This is a genomic window from Blastopirellula marina (assembly GCF_002967715.1).
In the GTDB taxonomy this organism is placed as follows: domain Bacteria; phylum Planctomycetota; class Planctomycetia; order Pirellulales; family Pirellulaceae; genus Bremerella; species Bremerella marina_B.
The window spans coordinates 50,017-70,059 of the sequence record NZ_PUIA01000014.1 but is presented as its reverse complement, the minus strand read 5'-3'; the positions used below and the strand labels follow the sequence as shown (position 1 = coordinate 70,059).

Here is a 20,043-nt window from a genome sequence, read left to right as displayed (position 1 = left end):
CCCTCCCAAGACCCTGCCTGATAAGGAGCCCTGATGATGGAATCCTCGCCGAAGTTCACACGCCGAAATTGGATGATGGGTACCGCGGGTCTCGCCGCGGCAGGGTTCGTGGCTGAAACATCTCAGGCAGCGAAGCCCATTGCCGATCGCAGTGCCCCCAAATTCAAGCTCAGCCTGGCTGCCTACAGCTATCGAAAACTTCTGCAAGACACAAACTCAGGCGTGACGTTGAAGACGTTCATCGATGACTGTGCCAAGATGCAGCTGGATGGGACCGAGCTAACGTCGTACTACTTTCCCAAAGACGTCGAAGCAGGCTATCTCTATGATCTGAAATCGCATGCGTTTCGCCAAGGTCTAAGCGTTTCCGGCACTGCCATCGGTAACGATTTTGGTCATCCGCCCGGCGAACAGCGCGACCAGCAAATCGAGCTGACCAAATCCTGGATTGAAAACGCAGCCAAGCTCGGGGCACCTGTCATCCGCGTGTTCGCCGGACACCAGAAAAAGGGGATCTCTCCGGAAGAGACGCATCGCTTGATGGTGGAAGGTTTGACCGAAGTATGTCAGTACGCAGGCCAGCACGGTGTCTTCCTGGCACTGGAAAACCACGGCGGCCCCACCGCAACTGCCGAGGGCTTACTCAAGCTAGTGAACGACGTCGAAAGCGACTGGTTTGGCGTGAACCTCGATTCCGGCAATTTCCACAGCGACGACATTTATGGCGAACTGGCGCAAATTGCTCCTTACGCGTTAAATGCGCAGATCAAAGTCGTTGTCTCGGGACCTGACAAAAAGAAAGTTCCCACCGACTTCAAACGCATCTTCGATATCCTGGGTGAAGCCAACTATCGCGGTTTCGTTGTCTTGGAATACGAAGAGAATGAAAACCCGCGCGAAGAGTGCCCCAAGTTCATCGAGACACTTCGCGAAGCAATGGGCTAAACTCGGCCAAGTAACTTTCGGATGTCGTCCCACGATCGCGTATTGACGACATCCTCTTTGGTCAGGCCGGCTCTTCGTGCTTGCATGATCCCGTAGCGGATCACGTCCAGCCCTTCGATCTTGTGACCGTCGCTGTTGATGCCGATGGGAATGCCCTGCCCTTTCGCCGCGTGACAGTAAACGTCATTCAAGTCGAGCCGAGCGGGGTTGGCATTGAGTTCAACGAACTTCTTGTTCTCTTTGGCACATTGAAAAACGGCGTCCAAATCGACCTCATAAGGCTCACGACGGTTGATCAGACGACCTGTCGGATGAGCGATGATACAGACATTGGGATTTTCTAGTGCCCCCACAATACGATCGGTGATTTGCTGCTTTGGCTGGCCCTGACCATAGTGCACGCTGGCGATAATCCAATCCCCTTGCTCCAGCACCTCATCCGGAAGATCCATCCCACCCTGTTCGAGAATATCACACTCAAGCCCCTTGAGAATTTGAATCTTGCCGTCGTACTTATTGCGAAGCTTATCGATCGTCTTCCATTGTTCCAGCAGTCGCTCCGCATTTAAGCCATTGGCCATGCTGACTCGCTTAGAGTGGTCGGTGATCGCGATGTACTGATATCCTTTCGCGATCCCTGCCTCGATCATTTCTTCCAGCGTATTCAAACCATCAGTCGCGTCGGTATGCATATGCATATCCCCCACGATGTCCTCGACGGTGATTAGCTTAGGAAGTCCCGTTTCAACCAGCTTGAATTCATCGCGATTCTCACGCAGTTCTGGCGGAAAACAAGGTAGATCAAGCGCCGCGTAGACGTCCTCTTCAGTTTCGCCTGCGACGTAGGTTTCGCTTCCATCGTCATTCACGCGAAACACACCATACTCGTTGATCTTTAGCCCTCGCTGCTTGGCGATTCCACGAACTTTGACGTTATGCTCCTTTGATCCGGTGAAATACTGCATTGCCGCCCCGTAACTCTTGGCTGGCACGACGCGTAGATCGACTTGCATGTTGCTGGCTAGTCGAATCGACATTTTTGTATCCCCTCGGGCAATCACTTCTTCCAGATCAGGAAACTCACCCAAACGATCCATCGCTTCGTTCGACGACTCGGCGACCGTCAGAATATCGATATCGCCGACGGTTTCCTTGCCACGACGGTAGCTGCCTGCGAAGGTGAGTTTCTCGATGCCTTTCGCACTCTCAAGATGTTCTCTTAGACGCTGCACCAGCTTGTCGGCTTTGGCCCAGTAGACCCGCTGATCGGCTGTCGCGGCGAGATCGATGCCACTCAAGATGGTTTGCTCGGTCTTGGCACCGAAACCTTTGAGTGCCCGGATTTTTTCATCCTGGCAAGCTTCTCTTAGCCCCTCCAGCGTAGAGATTCCCAGTTCCTTGTAGATTACCGCTGCCTTCTTGGGCCCCAAGCCAGGAATTCGCAGCATGGCCAGCACGGAAGGGGGAATTTTCTTCTGAAGATCTTCCAGCTGCGGCAACTTGCCAGTCTCGACCAGTACCTGGCACTTCTCCGCCAGGTCTTTACCAATGCCCTCGAAGTCGGTCAATTTCTGAGAGGTGTCGTTCAGAATATCGCTGATTTGCTGCGACAGGCTTTCAATCGTGCGAGCCGCGTTTCGATAGGCACGGATGCGAAAGCTATTGGCTCCCTGGAACTCGAGAAGATCTGCCAGCATTTCAAACTTGGCAGCGATTTGAGCGTTATTCATGGCGTTATTCGCTGAAAGGTTTTCGTGTCTCCTCATTCAGCGTAGCGATTGCCATTTGGATCGATCAACTCCCCTTGCCCAGCACATCAAAAAAAGGGGCCCTGATTCAGGAGCCCCTTTTGCGATTTATTTGTTCTGCTGTTCACGCATTATTTATTCAGCGAGTACCAGCCATCGTTATCGGCTTGAATGGAAGCCGTTGGCGGTGTGAACGAGCGACGCGGCGGCTGCTGCGCCATCTCGTAGCCAACCGGAATCACCAGCGATCGCTGGTCGAGCCCGGCGGTCTTGTCACGTGGATCGAGCAGACGAGGTGCTTCGCTGGTCGAACCCGAGTTGGAGAACTGAGGATCCGGAATCGGCGTCACCGGAGTTACCTTCCACTGCCCAGCAGGTGCTGGAGCGGTCGACGACGGGGTAACGGTCGTAGGAGCCGGACGCTGGCTGGTTACTGGTTGTGGAATGTAGCGATTCAGCGGTGGAGCACTGGTCGAACTTTCAATGGTGATACCATTCGATCCATTAAGGACCGGTCCCTCTATTTCTGGTCGCAAAGCTGGTCGCGTATCGGCTGGTTGACCATCCTGCCCAGGTGGTGGGGCAAGCTGGAACTGTGGCGTAGCCGATGCACCAGGCTGGGGCGGCGAATAAATCGAACCGCCGGAACCGTACGATGGGGCAGGCGGGGCCGTTTGATATTGTGGTTGCACCTGAACCTGTGGTTGCGGCTGCGAGTACTGCATCGGCTGCTCTTCAACACGTGGAACCCATTGGCCAGGGGCAGGCGAGGTGATCGCTCCCCCTACTGGTGCACCAACAGGTGCGTTATAGCCGGCCGAGGCACAACCACAACTCGAAGGGGCTGGTGCGGCTCCGAAAGCCGGAACACGTTGCACTTGATAACGCGAAGTCGTGCATCCTTGATACCCAACGACCGGCACGCCAGCCGAATTGGGCTGGTACACGGGAACCGGACGGTACACCGTCACTGGCACTTGTTGATACTGCGAGTTGTAGTTCATTTGCGGAGCGTAACCGACTGTGGTTACCGGCGAAGGAGCTGCGCACGAACCAACCACCGAAGGTTGATAGTTGGCTTGAACGGTTGGATAGCAGGCATTCGACGGATAAGCCGGATAATTCGTCGTGATCACCGGTGGCGCAACGGGATACGCTTCGTTAGTGCCCCACAGCCAATCGGTCAGCCAACAGGCCTGAGCCTGGCTGGGATTGTTGAACACTGTCAGGCTGCACACCACGAGGGTGAGAACGGTTTTGATCGGCGAAGCAGTCATCCGGGAAAGGTCCTTCCGGTTGAAAACGCGTCAGGTCGTCGTTCCTTCGAACCTCCAAAAGCCGGGCTTCCTTTGCCTCGCAATAATAAAAGGGACGGTGAAGAATAGATCACAGGCTTGAGCCAGAACAGGAAAAATCTCTTGGATTTTCTCAACTCAGCCTACTTAGCCGTCACGCACGCCACGTGGTGAATGCGTGACAAGTAGTAAAAGTCTTAGGATCAGGCTGCCCCAATCAGACAGGTAGCCCTTGTGCCCCTTTAGATTGCCCGGACATCAGGTAAATTCCGTGCAATTCGCACCAGTGGTATAACCGGAAGAAGTAAGCACGAATGTCGCCGGGGGCTTCATTCCATACAGCATACAGATCCGCTTCGTAAGCCATTACGTCGCAGGCAAGAAGCATCGAAGACAACTGGTATGCCAAGGCCCAATCGGGCTGTGTTCGTAGGGCCACCGGCAGACCACAATCGCCGTGCGTTGTAACCAACAGACGTGCCCTTTTCTGCTGGCAGCGCCAGCGAATCCAGCGTTGCTTCCAATACAAAAGCTGCTCGAACCCATCGATCACCAGCAGCGAGTTGGCGTCAAGTTCACTCAGTGGAATGGTCTCGCGTTTTCTCGATGCTGTCAGCCGGACACGTTGCTCGACAAGTCCGTGTTTTCGCCAATGCTCGCTAAGGGTTTCCAGCAAGGTTGACTTACCACTTCCGTGCGGTCCAACGATCGCGCCTTGCGCACCCGGCTGCTGAAAAGCTTCGATGATCGTTTCCAACGAGTTCCCAGCCGGAAAGACAAAGGGAATCTCGCCGGGGCGAGTAAATCGCGTCGAAAAAGGATTACGCCGCATCATCGGCTCGCTTCCTTGACGAACGCCCGGTTGCAATGGGTACTGCCGGAGCCAATTCGCCCAGGTTGAAAGGAACTTCCTGCACATATTCCTTTCCCTGCTGCATGAAGACGCGCACGCGAACCGCCCAGCGAATTTTGACGATCAGTCCCTGATACGACAGCGGGCTTCGCGGCAAACGCGTTTGAAACTTACGGCGTTTGGTCAGGTCGGCATCATTGCGATCGATCGGCAACAGGCGTCGAAAGTCGTGCGTGGCCAGGTCTTCTTCGCCGGTCCCCTCGGTGTACCACAACACGGAAGCCTCGATTGCCTGGACTTCGGACGGACGAGTTCCTTTGATCTCGAAGCTGGCAATCAGTTCGTCATCTGGCAGATAGGTTCGGCTGGGGCGATCGAGCGTGATCTCGATTTTTGGCTCTGGAATCATCGTGCCACCTCCAATTCCGCCGGATAAACGACGATCGGGAAGCTACGACTCAGCCGCGTACCGTGATCGGCGTTAATCTGCACGACCAGTTTCCAGTGGATCGCATTGTGATCTGACTTGAAGCTGTGCATACAACCTTCAGGCACTCTCAGCTGATAATCCGCCTCGAACGGGAGCCCTGGCTTGATTTCAAACCCCTTGGCTGCGGCAACCTCTTCTTCCACAACACGCTTGGTTTCGCTGCGAACGTCGGTACCCTGCAGGAAAGTGGCTGCTTCTTCGCAAACGAGCAAGATCTGCAACTGTCGAACCTTCATTTTACCTGCCTGGGTCACAAAGACGCGGTATTCCTTTCCAGGATAAAGGGGATGGTTCGAAATTTCCAAGCCCGTTGGCCCCACCCGGGTGTTTGCGGTAACCTCGCGGAGGAACTGCGAAATCGCCGCCAAGGCAATTCCGATGGTCGGCAACGAGATGATCGTCAACATCCAGTCCGGTTTTCCGGCTAAATGATTGCCCAATGCGGCAATGAAGAAAACGCCAGCCATACCGCTCCAAAGCAGACTAAAGATCAGCGTGGCCAACAGCCACCAGCCTGGTGAAACCTCGATGGGCAGGCGAAATGCCAGACGCACGCCTGGGCTATTGGTCAGGTTCGCATCGTTGGGAATGGAAGGATACGTTGTAGCCGGCATCGCCTCGCGTAGAAGCTCAAGGGTCTTTGCTTTCTTGGCGATCGCGGCTCTGCGTTCGACCGAAGTCCCCATCAGCAGCAGCGTATAGATCAGACCGATCCCACCAATCACGATGAAGGAAATCAGCACCAGAAAAATAACCCACAGACCCCAAGCCGGAGTGCGTTCAAGAACAACGCTTTGGCCTGGACTGTCAGGATCGTACCAACATGGATAAATCCAGCCGGGTTCATACCCATTGAGCCGATCCCAAGCCGCCTCTTCCGTAGAATAGGAAAGAGAAGACCGCCGCAACGTCCAGCGATGATGCTGGCGCTGAGGCAGATCCAGCAAGACGAGTGCCTCGGGTTGGTAGCGGGGATAGTCGTCGGTTCCGAGCTTCAGGACACGGATTTCCTGAACCGTGCATTCCCCTTCCACGTAGGCGACTTCTGGAAACATTGTCCGGATGGGCCACGTTTCCAGTACGGTCGAAGCCACGGTCATTGCCGTGAAAATGACCCCGAAAAAGAATATCGCCGAGAAGAAAAACGTTTCCCCCACGCTGGCTACGACACGCGAAACCGTACGGCGTGAACCGCGTTTTTTCTCCCAGATGCGAAACCAGCGAGGCATACGAGATCTTCAGATTTCCGAAGAAGCAGTAATAACAAAGAATCTCGCGCCGGGCTCTACCATTTGGCGATTAGTCCCCTCGCGCGATACCATGCTAAATATAACTGGATTCACCACTTCGCGGCACCGACTCCCCTCAGGTTTCTCCGATGATTACTCGCCGTTTCTGTTTGAAAACCGTAGGCCTGACCTTTGGTCTGGCCTGTTTTACCTCATCAGCCTATGCGGGGGATTGGCCTCAAATCCTGGGACCGCAAAGAAATGGTCATGCGGAAGAGGAAAAGCTGCTTGATCAGTGGCCCCGACGAGGCCCCACAGAAGTCTGGAAAAAGGACCTCGGTAGCGGCTACGCAGGCCCGGCGGTCGCGGACGGCGTCGTCTACTTGTTCTACCGGGAAAGCAATTCCGAGTTGCTAGAAGCGGTCGAGTTGAAGACCGGGAAGAGGATCTGGTCACGCGATATGCGGGCCTCGTATCAGGCATCGATCAATCCCGACGACGGACCACGCTGCGTGCCAGTCGTGACGAAAGACTCGGTCATTGTTTACGGTGCCGCCGGTATCTTACGTAGTGTCGATCGTCAGAGCGGCAAGCTGCGGTGGGAAGTGGACATGGCCGGTAACTTCGGTGCCCCTGATGGATACTTCGGTGCGGGAAGTACCCCGATCGTGTTCGAAAAGTCGGTTCTCGTAAATGTCGGTGGACGCAACGGATCGGGCATCGTGGCCGTTAATCTGGAAGACGGCCAGTTCCAATGGCGAGCGCTCGACGATGCGGCCAGCTACTCATCACCTGTGATGACCACGATCGCCGATCGCCCCTATGCGGTGTTTGTAACGCGGCTACAAACCGTGGTGGTCGATCCCTTTACCGGAAATGTGTTCTATGGATTTCCTTTCGGGGCGAGAGGCCCAACAGTAAATGCCGCAACACCTGTCGTTTCTGGCAACAAGCTATTTGTGACTGCAAGCTATGGCGTGGGTGCCAAGCTGGTTGAACTTGAGAAGACCCAGTTCAAGCCGATATGGGAAAACGACGACACCCTTTCCAGCCAATACAACACGCCAGTTCTGGTGGGCGATTACTTGTATGGCATACATGGCCGCGAAGATTTAGGTTCGCCAGAATTGCGATGCGTGGAGTTTGCCACAGGAAGAGTCAGGTGGTCCCATCAGCTTCCGGGTACGGCGCACCTGATTTATGCGGATCAGAAGTTAATCGCTGTGACCAATGAAGGGACTGCGATTCTGTTTCTTCCCGATGAAAACAAATTCACAGAAGTCAGCCGCTTCCGCGCGAGCAACGACATCTCGCGTGCGTTGCCCGCGCTAAGCGGTGGTTATTTGCTTGTTCGCGAAACGGGTACACGGGGAGGTCCGATTCGCTGTTTTCAGATTGGCAAGTCCCCATAGTCATTGGGCTATCGGGAACACCTAAGTTTGCGTCAATCGCAGGGGGTACTCGTTAAACGGCGACGGCCGTAGCTCGAGCGAGTTGGCGAGTGTGACGATAGAACCCAACGCCTTCGAGCGCCGAGTAGACCTCGTCGAGGGTCTTTTCGCCGAAGTTGGAAATACTCAACAAGTCGGCTGGTGTGCAATTCAGCAGATCGCGAACGGTAAAGATGCCCTTTTCCTCGAGGCAATTTGTCGTGCGGACCGTCAATCCGATTTCCGCCGTACTCATTTCCAGCTTGGCCAACAGGTCGTCGTGTTGTTGGTCAGCCGCATTCAGAGGAATACGTGGCATGGGTTCCCTCCCTATCGCAAATGAAAAAGTGAAAAAGTTAGTGGCTCATCCCTAGAGTCACTTGGTCGTGGTCGCTCGACACGAAGCCGGGGGCATGGGCCTGGCTGAGGGTCTCGCGACGCGATCGGGTTTACTATACTCATTTCTTTAGAATTGAATACCAGTTTCGGAAAAATTTACTGAAACTACCTAAGCGGTGCTAGCGAACCTGGCTTGCCAGACACGCTAGCATTCTTTCGATAGGTTGATGGATGACCGATTATTTGTTTGAAGGGCTGACCAGCAGCCAGCGGGAAGCCGTGGCTCATGTCGACGGCCCAATCCTCGTTCTGGCAGGCCCCGGCAGTGGTAAGACGCGCGTCGTTACGCACCGCATCGCACATATGCTGCGTAGCGGAGTCTATTCCTCGCAGATCGTCGCGCTGACGTTTACCAACAAAGCTGCCGAAGAAATGCGTTCCCGCGTCGAACGCCTGGCTCCCGAAAGCACCGTCTGGGTCAGTACGTTCCATCGATTTTGTGCGCGGCTGTTACGAGCTTATTCCAACCTGGTTGGACTCGAGCCGAATTATACGATCTACGATACTTCAGACTCGCTGCAGATTCTCAAGCGTGCTCTTCAGACCGAAGAGATCTCGATGTCGCACGCCACGCCTGAGAAAGTCGCCAAGGCGATCAGTTGGGCCAAGAACAACATGGTTCTACCCGAACGTTACGAAGCCAACTCCGCCAACGCAATCAGTTCGATCGTGCAAGATGTCTACCCGGAATACCAGCGTCAACTGCGCGCGGCCAATGCGGTCGACTTTGACGACATGCTGATGCTCGTTGCCCAGATGCTGCAGGAAAACCCAGACCTTCGGGCAGCGCTCGACGAACGCTTTCGTTACATCCTGGTCGACGAGTACCAGGATACGAACCTGGTGCAGTACCTGCTGGTGCGTTCCCTTTCCCAACAGTACCCCAACCTGGGCGTTACTGGTGATCCCGATCAGTCGATTTATGGCTGGCGAGGGGCGAACCTGAACAACATTCTCGACTTTGAAAAAGACTTCGACCACGTGAAGGTCGTTCGTTTGGAGCAAAACTTCCGCAGCACGCCTAATATTCTCTCCGTGGCGGATCAACTCATTGGTCACAACAAGCGGCGTAAGAAGAAGTCTCTTTTTACCGACCACGCCCCCGGTCAGCCGGTACGTCTGCTGACATATTCGACGAGCCACGAGGAAGCCCAGGCAATTGCGACACGGGTTGCGACTTACGTCGCCCAAGGCAAGCGTCGTCCTCGCGACTTCGCCATTTTCTATCGAGTGAACGCACTTTCTCGCGCCTACGAAGAAGCTCTCCGGCAGCAGGGCATTCCGTACATGATTGTCAGCGGCGTCGAGTTTTATCAGCGAAAGGAAATCAAGGACGTACTGGCCTATGCCATGCTGATGAACAACCCGCGAGATGACGTGGCGTTCACTCGTATCGTAAATACGCCTACGCGTGGCATCGGCAAATCGACGATCCTCAAGCTACAGGTTCATGCCCTGGATCATGGGATCTCGATGATGGATGCCGCGCGTGAGGCTGGCATGATCGACTCGCTCAACAAGCGAGCTGCCGTAGCGGTCGCCAAATTTGTGGCCATGTTCGATCGACTCTCGTTGAAGATCAACGAACCTGTCGAAGAGATCCTGGGAGCCATCCTGAGCGAGACCGGCCTCCGGGCCCAGTACGAGAACTCGGATGACGAAGAGGACCTGTCCCGTCTGGAAAACATCGACGAGCTTCTTTCATCGGCCCGGGAGTTCGATTTCCAACACCCCGAGGATGGCACGCTGGAGCAGTACTTGGAAGATAAAGCTCTGGTCAACGAGACCGATGAATTCGACACGGCCCTCGACCGTGTCACCCTAATGACGCTTCATGCGGCCAAGGGGCTCGAGTTTCCCCACGTATTTATGGTAGCCATTGAAGAAGGCCTACTGCCGCACGAACGGTCGAAAGATTCAGATGCCCAACTCGAAGAAGAACGGCGATTGATGTTCGTGGGCATTACCAGGGCCCAGGAAGAACTGGAACTGAGCACCGCGAACCAACGAGATTTCCGCGGTCGACGCATGATGACGGTCCCCAGCAAGTTTCTCTTCGAGCTGCCCCGTGAAGAAATGGACTTCCAGGCAGCCTTGGGGCGATATGCTCCTACATCTCAAGAATGGGATGACATTCATGAGATCCCTGAGGACGACTTCAGCCAGACTGGCGAATCGGGCGATTTCGCCGACAACTCGCCAAGCAACGATCCCTCTCCCCAGACTAAAATGCTCATGACCGCGGCCGACATGGTAAAAGGTCCGAGTTCATCCAAACCGAAATTGAATCCGGACAAGTTTCATCAATCGATGGCTGTCATTCATCCGACTTACGGGCTGGGTAAGATCATTGCCATGAGTGGCGAAGGTGCCAAACGTACGGCAACCGTTCAATTCGTTACTGGTGAACAAAAGAAATTCGTTCTCGCCTACTCAGAACTTCGCCCCGCCTCATCCACTTGAGCTTGATTCATGAGCAATCGTTTCATCAAAGTTGCCCAACTGAAAACCGTCGATGCGTTTCGAGATCGTCTTTCGGAATTGGGGCTCAGCTTGCCATGCGATGACACGATACTAACGCGCGAGCAGGGCTCACCGATGGCAGCCCTGCTTGAAACCGAAGGCTTCACGATCGGCAACCGATGGTGTATTCATCCCATGGAAGGATGGGACGCGAATACCGATGGTTCGCCCACTGAGTTCACGATTCGTCGCTGGGAAAACTTCGGGCGAAGTGGAGCCAAGCTGATTTGGGGTGGGGAAGCCGCAGCCGTTCAAGAAGACGGTCGAGCCAATCCAAATCAAACGCTGGGAACCGAATCAAATCGCTTTGGCTTGGAAAGGCTCTACGACTCACTCGTCAGCGCGCATAAGAATGAGGTTGGAGATCCTGCCGACCTGATGATCGGACTGCAACTGACCCACTCGGGGCGATATAGCCGCCCCAATCAGAAACAAATCGCCGAGCCACGCATCGCTTATCATCACCCAATTCTCGATGCCCGCGTCGGCATTGATTCCAATGATGACAGCGCTATTTGGACCGATGCCGAACTCTACCAGCTCATGGAAAAGTTTGTCGCTTCAGCCAAGATCGCCCAGCAGCTTGGCTTTCACTTTGTCGACGTGAAATGTTGTCACGGTTATCTCCTGCACGAGTTTCTCAGTGCGAGAACCCGCACCGGGGAATTTGGCGGTGACTTCGAGGGCCGCACACGGTTGTTGCTGACGATCATTCGCCGAATCCAGCAAGAGTGCCCGGGGCTGATGATTGGAGTACGGCTGAGCGTGTTCGACTTGATTCCATTTCGGGCAGGACTTGAAGCTGGCGAACCGATCGATTTCCAAGACTTACTCCCGTATGAGTACGGCTTTGGGGTTAACCCAGAGAATCCTCTGGAAATGGATTTGAGCGAGCCTATCCGGTTGATCAAGTTGCTCCGCGAGTCAGGCGTCTTCTCGGTTAACCTTTCGGCCGGCAGTCCTTATTACAATCCCCATATTCAACGCCCGGCCATCTTTCCGCCGAGCGATGGCTACCCACCTCCGGAAGACCCTCTGGTGGGTGTTGTTCGCCAGATCGAAGCCGTTCGAGATGTCAAGAAAGCGGTCCCGGAAATGATGATGGTCGGTACCGGTTACACCTATCTGCAAGAGTACCTTCCTCTCGTGGCCCAGGCCGCCGTTCGGGCTGGATGGGTCGACAGCGTTGGCTTGGGACGCATGGTCCTTTCGCTGCCTGAGTTGCCGCAAACGACGCTCGCAGAAGGCACCATGCCGCGGAAAAAGATATGCCGCACGTTTAGCGACTGCACTTCCGCCCCTAGAAATGGCATCATCTCGGGGTGTTACCCGCTGGATCCGTTTTATAAGAGTCTGCCTGAGCACCAGCAACTGAAAGACGCCAAATCTGCGGCCGCTAAATAGTCTCTTGCTGGACGGAAGTAATCTCTCGCGACATGTGGCGTGGTGAGTGCCTTACCGCTCCCCCCCGTGCTGTTCCAGGATGGGTGTCCGCAGCATGTTTTGACTACATTTTCTGCGGGTTTTGCCGTCCAAATAGGTGATCGGTGCTGGTCACATCGGTATACTCAGTGGCAGTTGCTGATGCGTTAAAGGGGAAGCAAAACGGCATCTGAGATTGGGGCAAAATCTTGACGGTCGAGTTCTTCGCGTCATAACTGGATTGTAGTCGCCAGTCTGAGATCGCAACCACAGGATTGATAGACAAGCCATGCGTGCCTATTTGACGGTCCAGGAAGGCCCTGCCCAGGGGGAAATCATCACGGCCGAGCAAGGCTCGATGTTTCGAGTTGGTCGTCAGGCCAATGCCGATTTATCTATTTCAGATGATCGAGCAATGTCCGGACTTCATTTTGCACTTCTATGCGATAAATCTCGCTGCCGAATTCGTGATCTGAACAGCACCAATGGAACGTTCGTCAACGGCATTCGGATCAACCTGGTTGAACTGCACGACCGCGATACGATTCGAGCAGGCAACTCCGAATTTCAAGTACGTTTTGAGGGGGAAATCACAACGACCGTTGTCGATCCACTGATGTACCCCGAGATTCAGCGTCTTCGCGAAAAAGACGCTCTGAAGGCTCCCAGTAAACAGCCATTCGCTCCAATCGCACAGGCCGTGGACCCAGCAACTTTGGATTCAACGGAAGAGTATGGACAGGAAATCGAACAACTCGCCAAGCAAATTTCAGCGGAAGTCGAGAACGAGTCTACAGAGAAGACCGAAACTGATGACGCCCCCCGGCATGATTCTGTCCGCATTGTTCGTCTGAATGTCACTTTTGAGGATGCCACCGGCAAACGCCATGTTTGGCTTATCCCTGGACAAACAGTCATCATCGGACGAAACCAGATGGCCGACGTTACAGTCGTTGGTGACGCATCGATTTCAGGCGTGCATTTTGGACTCGACTGCGAAGACAAACGTTGCCGACTACGTGATCTTCAGAGTCAGAACGGGACCAAGCTCAATGACGTTAGCGTGCCGTATGCAACCATCTATACCGGCGACAAGTTCGTCGCAGGGAAGACGGAATTTCACGTGACGATTGATGGTGGCGAAGAGGCCCCGGATGCTCCGCTGCGAACTTGGGTTTTCGAGGACCTGGTTCGACGGAAGTTTGCGACCTTCTTTGCCAAAGACATCGGCGAAAACTACCACTTGGTCGATGCCGTGGGCGTCGAGCCCATGCCGATCGAGTTTCTCCGCCGACTTGCTCGCCATCGCGATGTCGGCGCGATCGTCGATACATCTAAAGTGAATACCGAACCCTGGGAAGCCCACTCGGAACAGACATTCGGCTGCGATAATTCACACGCCAAGGTCTTTCATATTGAGGACATCGAAACGGTCGTCGATGAATTGCGCGAAGCATGGGGCAAAGATGCATTCGCTTTCATCTTTCCTCATGAAGGACAAGAGGAAGTAATTTCCGCCTATCCTGAAGCGGTCGCCAAGTATTGCCAGGAACACCAATCGGACTCGCCCGACTTCGGCAGTGCAGGCGATTGGGTCAATTGGCTTTGTGATCACCCCGAACGAATTTCCGATCTCATGCCTCGTGCGGAAGCGATATTCGTGCAACACCCAGACCCAAAACGCTGGCGTCTGCTATGTGAAACCGACTTCATCTCACGGTTGAATCGGCTCGGATATCTGCCATCGAAACCTTCGGTGATGGATCTATCGGGGAATTCAGAATAGCGACTACTTCTTCCCCTCGGCCCGACGTTGCCGGAAGAACTCGGTGAGAATTTGCCCGCAGCGATCTTGCAGCACCCCAGGAACGACTTCGCACCGATGATTCAGACGGGTATCGTTCAGCATTTCAAAAAGGGATGAAACTGCTCCAGCTTTCGGATCGAGTGCACCGAACACCACTACCGGAATCCGAGCTTGTAAGATCGCTCCAGCACACATTGGACACGGCTCGAGGGTTACATACAAAATACAATCTTCTAGACGCCAGCCCCCTACGGCTTCAGCGGCCTGGGTGATGGCGATCATTTCGGCATGTGCGGTGGGGTCCCTCAGCATTTCCCTCTGGTTGTGCGCTGCGGCAATGATGCTTCCTTCGCGCACGATCACAGCACCGACCGGCACTTCATCACTACGAGCAGCCATCTCGGCCTGTTGCAGGGCCATCTGCATATACATCTGGTGCAGTTGGGGCAGTTCGAATTGCCCAAGAATTTCTGAATCCGTCACGCGGCTACCTTCGCTAGTAATAAAAAGAGACATCCTTTCTTTTGTGAAAGGATGTCTCTGAATGTACTGAACGTTGCCAGATGAGTCACGACCTTACGGCAGATCTTCTTCACTGAGCTTACGCTGTTGCCAATTGGTCGCGGCCGTGGCATCCAACGAAGTCTTCGTCGTGAAGTAAGGTGCAGCGGAACCCTTGACTCGAGCATCGCGACCATCGCACGTCAACAGTTGGCCGTAAACGCTCATGTCCATGTTTGTGGAAGCAGAGCGCACAGAACCATCAACGAAACCGACCATGACTACATCGCCATGATTGCTCGATGGAAGATAGACTCCGCCAGAGTAGGTGGTGTCATCCAAACCACCTAGTGAAAGTGGCTGGCCACCTGCGACGTAGAATGCGTCGTTCCAAAGTAAAGCCGAATACCCTTCCGAGACTGATTCGTTCCATTTCGCAGCGGACGAAAGTGCTGCGGTACCGAAGTTCGCGACACGAATACGCTCGCCAATCAGAATCGTGTTCGTGACACCATCCTTGAAATCGGAACTCTTGATGTTCAGTTCGGACTGGTCAGTTCCCGAAGAAAAATCGAGTGGGCTGTGGTCGCTCCAGGCACCGTTCGCCTTGAGGTCCATAGGTGCAACGCTACCAGGATTGAGATATCCACCATTAGGATAATAGTTGGTAGGGTTCTTCTCACCTGGTTCAACCGGATCACTTTCGCAAGTCAGCGAATCAATCACCACACCGTCGAGAGAGCTAGGGTAATATCCCGAATCGATGTAGGTCTCGGCGAGTTCACTACGATCCAACTCGTTCAAAATTGGGATCACAAAACCCGCCACTTCATCGGCGTTGTAGGCTGCTTTATCAATACCACTTCGATTCGCCCACGAACGATGGGGGGGCATTTCGTTGCGGGGATGCTTGTTCATCTTAGCCTGAACAGCGAGTCCAATCTGCTTTACGTTGTTCATGCAGTCGGTTCGGCGGGCCGCTTCACGGGCCATATTCACGGCGGGAAGTAGCAAACCTGCCAGAATACCAATAATGGCGATCACGACTAGCAATTCAACCAGCGTGAAGCCGTGTCGGCGGTTGATCATGTCCGGAAATCCTTAATGGGTGATAAGTCACTGACGAGCGTGTTTTTTGAAGTGCTAGGCCACGTTAAGTATCACCCATTCCTATCCAAATGTCGAGTACTTTGTCCGTCGTGGCAATATGTCGCAAACCGTTCTGAGATAACGATTTTGCTGAATTCAACAAGCTTTTTGAATTCGCAACCTAGGGGAAGTTTATTACAAACGTAACGTTTTCTCGTCCGACACTCTGTTATGCGGTGGTGGCTGAGTGAAACTTCTACCTTGGAATGACTTGTGAATCCCGAAAAGAACATCTGGCTCGACCTCCTCGAACGTTGGCCCAAAGACATGCCCCAAAAGGGGGTAATCATGACCGAGCTCAACGAATCGATCCCTTTCGTCGGCTTCGTTTATGATGATCACATGGTCGTAGTCCAACGCCAAACCCCCGACGCGATCGGGGCCCGGCAAGCGATCATTCCTTTCAGTTCCATCAGCTACCTCAAGATTACGGCCATCGTTCTACCCAAATCGTACGCCGATTTCGGGTTTAAGGGGGCTCTACCCAAGGTCTGATGAAGTCCATCTTCCTCGATTACAACGCAACGACACCGATCGCCCCCAGTGTGCAAGAGGCGATGATTCCCTTCATGGCAGAGTACTTTGCCTGCCCCGATGGGATGTACGCGCGAAGCCGCGCCATCGATGAAGCATTGGAGGATGCCCGTGGACAAGTTGCCCATCTTCTGGGGGCAACGCCGGATGAAATCGTCTTTTGTGCCTCCGGAACCGAGAGCTGCAACCTGGCTATCAAGGGTATCGCTTACCGCTACCTTTCCGAGCGGAAACCGTGTCACATCATCGTTTCCGCTATCGAGCACGCCGCAGTCGCCCAAACAGCAAATCACTGCCGCACGATGGGTTGCGATGTTTCGATCGTTCCGGTCGATCGACATGGAATTGTATCTCCCGACGCCCTTGTCCAGGCAATTCGGCCTGAAACCAAGCTTGTTTCGGTCATGTTGGCGAACGACGAGACTGGCGTTATTCAGCCTCTTAACCTGTTAGCTCAGATCTGTCAGGAACATGGCGTACTACTGCATTCCGACGCCTGTCAGGCGGCCGGTAAGATTCATCTTAGCCCCAAACAGTTAGGGGCCGATCTGCTCAGCATCACCGCTCACAAGTTTTATGGCCCTAAGGGCGCTGCAGCCCTATACGTCAAAGCAGGAACGGCACTTCAACCAATCATCCATGGCAGTGGTGCCGAGCACTCGTTGCGAGCCGGGGCCGAGAATATTCTGGCTTGGGTGGGCATGGGAAAGGCTGCCAATCTCGTTGGACGTAGCATTGATGATGCGGCAGAAAAGCTAACTCAATTAACGCGTAGGTTTGGACGTCGACTGATGGAGTCGATTCCCGAACCCATTGTCATTCACGGTTCGCAGGTCGAGCGAATCCCGAACACTTTATGCGTTAACTTCCCCCAAGTCTCCGGGCAAGAGCTACTCCGTAGAGTCCCCGAAATCTGCGCGGCAACCTTCTGCAGCGATACGGTAGGGTGCGGGAACAGCTCGCCGGTATTGGCCGCGATGGGAGTCTCGGACACAGATAAACTTGGCACCATCCGTCTAAGCTTCGGATGGTATACCTCTGAGGAAGAGGTTGATCAGTCCGCCGACTTACTGATTCACGCCTGGGAATCGCTACGCCATTAATCTGCGTTCTGCTACCTCTGGCGGAAAAATCTTCGCTGAGTTGACCTAAGTCGCCACGTTCTCCGCGTCCTAATCTGAGTTTCGTGCTGTTTTGAATTGTAAATTTGAAACATTTCGCTTCTCTCGGTCATATGTCCTGGAGGCGCTAACTCTCGTATTACGAGACAAGCCGTAGGGAGTTTTCGCTCGCTTCAAATCCATAAGACCCTAGTTTAATGCTTAACAACCACCTTTGAGGAAAACCAACCACCTTTACGCATGGTTTTGTCTTGATGCGTTCCGGTCCCGTTCCTGTTTATGGTTGTTTGCATCGCGTAATTTAGTGTCACCCCAAGATTTCTGTTGTGATAACGAATCCACTTTCGGGCAATATGCACGGAAGTAGAGGCCCCTTCGCCTGCCAGTAACGAAATGAGGCTTCCGAAATGATTGTCAAATCTCAGAACATTCTGATCGATACCGAGACGATTTCCTTCGCACTGATGTATCGGTGCCTGGAATGCGACAACGTCGTTCATGGCAAAAAAGATCGCACAAGTGAACTCGTGTGCGAACACTGCCACAGTCCTCTCGAAGATGATGACGAAATCGCCTACCGCCTGGAGGGGGACAACTAGTCCTCCTCAAACGCTCTCGCAAGAGCAATTGGCGTGACCCCAATGTCGGTGTCACCTGGCATCGTCGTCCTCGTTGAGACGCGATGCCACAGAATCGGATTCCGCGATCAGGCTTCAGCACCCTTCCCGTCCGAGGCACTTTCACCGTAAGTGCCTCCGAAGTTGAAATTCTTGAAGCTGAACCGATCAATTCTCCCAGCTAACAAGTCTGCTAGAGGGCGGGTCATCTCGAACTTCGCGAACAATATCTTCATGATTGCAGTCATGGGCACGGCCAGAAACATGCCGATCATGCCCCAGATGAGCGACCAGAACATCAATGCCAATAAAATCGCGATCGGGTGAACGTCGAACGAATCCCCCATCATCCGCGGCTCGATCACGTTGCCGCTGATAATCTGCACGGCCGAAGAAAGAACGATCACCAGCGTCATTCCCCACCAGGTCATTTCTGGATCGAGCACGATTAGCGGCAGTGGTAACAAACACGCGAGAATCGGGCCAATATTAGGGATGAAGTTAAAAAGAAAGGCAAGCAGAGCAAACACGGCTGCCAAAGGTATACCGAACAGCCACAAGACAAATCCAAACGCAAGCCCTGTAAAGAACGAGATCAGTGACTTTGTGAGGATGTATTCTCGGATCTTTGCGTCGATCTCTTGCCAGGTATTCTCCGGGAGTGTGGCCTGCGAACTTCCAAGCAGTAAGAAGAAGAGAAAGATAACGACCATCGTGCTTGTTTGAATGACATATGACATGGAATCCGTCAGCTTGCTCAGGCTGTTCTTGACCATGTCGTTGATCATTTCCGAGACCATGTCATGCGAAGGGCCTGACTGCGTGGAAATTGTATTATGTCGGGCAACTTGTTCATCCAGCGTTCCCGCCATCGGTACGGCAGCCTCTTCAACGTCAGGTGTTTTCTCTGCCGCGGCGACATCAGAACCTGAATCTGACGTTAGCAAACTTTGAAAAGCCAATTCTGGTTGTCTTACCCATTCAGGTACGGCGTCCCTCCATGCCTTCGCACCTTGCACGTACTTGCCACCTTCTTGTTTCAATTGGGCAATCGAAATCCAAATGATGCTCCAGAGGACGAACACCAGGGCAATTCCAATGATCGACGCGATCAGAACGGCCACCAGGCGAGTCGTCGAAAGCCGGTTTTGAATGTTCGACAATACCGGTGTTAGGCCGCTAACGATGAAAATCGCCAGCACAAACGGGATCAAGACGGCTTGCAGCCAAAAGAGCACCCATAGGGCAAGAATCCCTACCGCAATGGCCTGGCATATCGTCTGCCGGCGCATTTCAACTTCGATCGCAGCAAAACGAGACATAGAGACCTTCGCTTCAAATGGGCAGCTATTATTCCAAGTCTTCCCGATCTACCAACGGCTCGAACAATAGAACGGTTATCAAAAACAGAATCCATCCCAATATCATGAACGACCCACCAATCGGGACAAGCATCGTGAGCTGTTTCATCCCCAAAGCGGAAATCAGGTAGAGCGTTCCGCTAAATAGCTTCACACCGATGACCATCGACAAAGCGGCAATGATCCCCATGATCTGGCCGCGAGCAGAAATGGCCATGACCACCCCCAGACCGATTAACGCCAGACCGTGAACCATGTGATACCGCACGCCGGTCTCATATTGGGCCAGTCGCTTAGCCACTTCGGGATTAGGAGCTGGATCTGAAAGCTCATCCCCCGCCAACTCGACGTCGGCACCGGAAACATCGGCAACGATCATCCCACGTACGGCATGCTCCATTGCACCGGCAATGACTGCTGTCGCGCCGAAAAGGACACCGAGAAATAGTACAAACTTCGCCACGAGTAACTTCCTCTAAGATTCGATTGCCTAGCGCAAAGAGACCAGTCGCAGATAGTTGCACGAACGTATCCCTTTGACGAAGTTACTATTGTACGCGAAATTATCGGCACAGCGCAAAAAGTACCGCCGTGAAAGTCCGAAGACGTTTCACGGCGG

General features: G+C 53.7%; 18 protein-coding genes. 8 read left to right on the top strand and 10 right to left on the bottom strand.

Features of this window, described 5'->3' with window-relative positions; translation table 11 throughout:
• Positions 1 to 33 precede the first annotated feature (33 nt).
• Positions 34 to 945 (top strand): sugar phosphate isomerase/epimerase family protein, encoded by a 912-nt coding sequence (locus C5Y96_RS01625; RefSeq protein WP_233198709.1) that lies wholly within the window; start codon positions 34 to 36, stop codon positions 943 to 945.
• Here C5Y96_RS01625 and polX read toward each other — a convergent pair.
• The 5 genes from polX to C5Y96_RS01600 all read right to left on the bottom strand — a co-directional run bounded on the left by polX (position 942) and on the right by C5Y96_RS01600 (position 6,560).
• Positions 942 to 2,675 carry a DNA polymerase/3'-5' exonuclease PolX gene (gene polX / locus C5Y96_RS01620; protein ID WP_105349806.1) on the bottom strand — a complete coding sequence of 578 codons (1,734 nt, stop codon included), beginning with the start codon at positions 2,673 to 2,675 and terminating at the stop codon, positions 942 to 944. The genes C5Y96_RS01625 and polX overlap by 4 nt on opposite strands.
• Positions 2,676 to 2,824: 149 nt before the next feature.
• Entirely contained in the window at positions 2,825 to 3,970 is a 1,146-nt protein-coding gene (locus C5Y96_RS01615) for a hypothetical protein (protein WP_105349805.1), read from the bottom strand.
• Between the two features lie 235 nt (positions 3,971 to 4,205).
• Positions 4,206 to 4,823 (bottom strand): hypothetical protein, encoded by a 618-nt coding sequence (locus C5Y96_RS01610; RefSeq protein WP_105349804.1) that lies wholly within the window; start codon positions 4,821 to 4,823, stop codon positions 4,206 to 4,208.
• Entirely contained in the window at positions 4,810 to 5,250 is a 441-nt protein-coding gene (locus tag C5Y96_RS01605; protein WP_105349803.1) for a hypothetical protein, read from the bottom strand. The genes C5Y96_RS01610 and C5Y96_RS01605 overlap by 14 nt, the downstream gene beginning before the upstream one ends.
• Complete coding sequence (locus C5Y96_RS01600; RefSeq protein ID WP_105349802.1) at positions 5,247 to 6,560, bottom strand: hypothetical protein; 1,314 nt, start codon at positions 6,558 to 6,560, stop codon at positions 5,247 to 5,249. The genes C5Y96_RS01605 and C5Y96_RS01600 overlap by 4 nt, the downstream gene beginning before the upstream one ends.
• A 149-nt stretch (positions 6,561 to 6,709) precedes the next feature.
• Here C5Y96_RS01600 and C5Y96_RS01595 point away from each other — a divergent pair, with 149 nt between their 5' ends.
• A complete protein-coding gene (locus C5Y96_RS01595) occupies positions 6,710 to 7,972 on the top strand; it encodes a PQQ-binding-like beta-propeller repeat protein (protein ID WP_105349801.1) in 1,263 nt (420 codons plus the stop codon).
• A gap of 52 nt (positions 7,973 to 8,024) precedes the next feature.
• Here the strand turns inward: C5Y96_RS01595 and C5Y96_RS01590 are convergent, their stop codons facing one another.
• The gene (locus C5Y96_RS01590) at positions 8,025 to 8,309 is read right to left on the bottom strand and encodes a DNA-directed RNA polymerase subunit alpha C-terminal domain-containing protein (RefSeq protein ID WP_105349800.1); all 285 of its coding nucleotides are present in this window, start codon (positions 8,307 to 8,309) and stop codon (positions 8,025 to 8,027) included.
• Between the two features lie 251 nt (positions 8,310 to 8,560).
• Here C5Y96_RS01590 and C5Y96_RS01585 point away from each other — a divergent pair, with 251 nt between their 5' ends.
• From C5Y96_RS01585 to C5Y96_RS01575, 3 genes are all read left to right on the top strand, one after another.
• Entirely contained in the window at positions 8,561 to 10,852 is a 2,292-nt protein-coding gene (locus C5Y96_RS01585; protein WP_105349799.1) for an ATP-dependent helicase, read from the top strand.
• Positions 10,853 to 10,861: 9 nt separating this feature from the next.
• Positions 10,862 to 12,316 (top strand): NADH:flavin oxidoreductase, encoded by a 1,455-nt coding sequence (locus tag C5Y96_RS01580; protein WP_105349798.1) that lies wholly within the window; start codon positions 10,862 to 10,864, stop codon positions 12,314 to 12,316.
• Positions 12,317 to 12,623: 307 nt separating this feature from the next.
• A complete protein-coding gene (locus C5Y96_RS01575; protein WP_105349797.1) occupies positions 12,624 to 14,120 on the top strand; it encodes an FHA domain-containing protein in 1,497 nt (498 codons plus the stop codon).
• 3 nt (positions 14,121 to 14,123) lie between these two features.
• Here the strand turns inward: C5Y96_RS01575 and tadA are convergent, their stop codons facing one another.
• Both tadA and C5Y96_RS01565 read right to left on the bottom strand, forming a co-directional pair.
• Positions 14,124 to 14,573, bottom strand: a complete 450-nt coding sequence (gene tadA / locus C5Y96_RS01570; RefSeq protein ID WP_233198720.1) for a tRNA adenosine(34) deaminase TadA — start codon at positions 14,571 to 14,573, stop codon at positions 14,124 to 14,126.
• Between the two features lie 144 nt (positions 14,574 to 14,717).
• On the bottom strand, positions 14,718 to 15,731 hold the full coding sequence (locus tag C5Y96_RS01565; RefSeq protein WP_105349795.1) for a DUF1559 domain-containing protein: 1,014 nt from the start codon (positions 15,729 to 15,731) through the stop codon (positions 14,718 to 14,720).
• Between the two features lie 273 nt (positions 15,732 to 16,004).
• On the opposite strand from C5Y96_RS01565, the gene C5Y96_RS01560 reads away from it, so the two are divergent.
• The 3 genes from C5Y96_RS01560 (at position 16,005) to C5Y96_RS01550 (ending at position 18,045) form a co-directional block, all read left to right on the top strand.
• Complete coding sequence (locus C5Y96_RS01560) at positions 16,005 to 16,286, top strand: hypothetical protein (protein ID WP_105349794.1); 282 nt, start codon at positions 16,005 to 16,007, stop codon at positions 16,284 to 16,286.
• Positions 16,286 to 17,428, top strand: a complete 1,143-nt coding sequence (locus tag C5Y96_RS01555) for a cysteine desulfurase family protein (RefSeq protein ID WP_105349793.1) — start codon at positions 16,286 to 16,288, stop codon at positions 17,426 to 17,428. Before C5Y96_RS01560 ends, C5Y96_RS01555 begins: the two co-directional genes overlap by 1 nt.
• Positions 17,429 to 17,853: 425 nt before the next feature.
• Positions 17,854 to 18,045 (top strand): hypothetical protein, encoded by a 192-nt coding sequence (locus tag C5Y96_RS01550; RefSeq protein WP_105349792.1) that lies wholly within the window; start codon positions 17,854 to 17,856, stop codon positions 18,043 to 18,045.
• A gap of 107 nt (positions 18,046 to 18,152) precedes the next feature.
• Here C5Y96_RS01550 and C5Y96_RS01545 read toward each other — a convergent pair whose 3' ends face one another.
• Entirely contained in the window at positions 18,153 to 19,385 is a 1,233-nt protein-coding gene (locus C5Y96_RS01545) for an AI-2E family transporter (RefSeq protein ID WP_105349791.1), read from the bottom strand.
• A gap of 28 nt (positions 19,386 to 19,413) precedes the next feature.
• Positions 19,414 to 19,887 carry a DUF423 domain-containing protein gene (locus C5Y96_RS01540; protein WP_105349790.1) on the bottom strand — a complete coding sequence of 158 codons (474 nt, stop codon included), beginning with the start codon at positions 19,885 to 19,887 and terminating at the stop codon, positions 19,414 to 19,416.
• Positions 19,888 to 20,043: the final 156 nt, after the last annotated feature.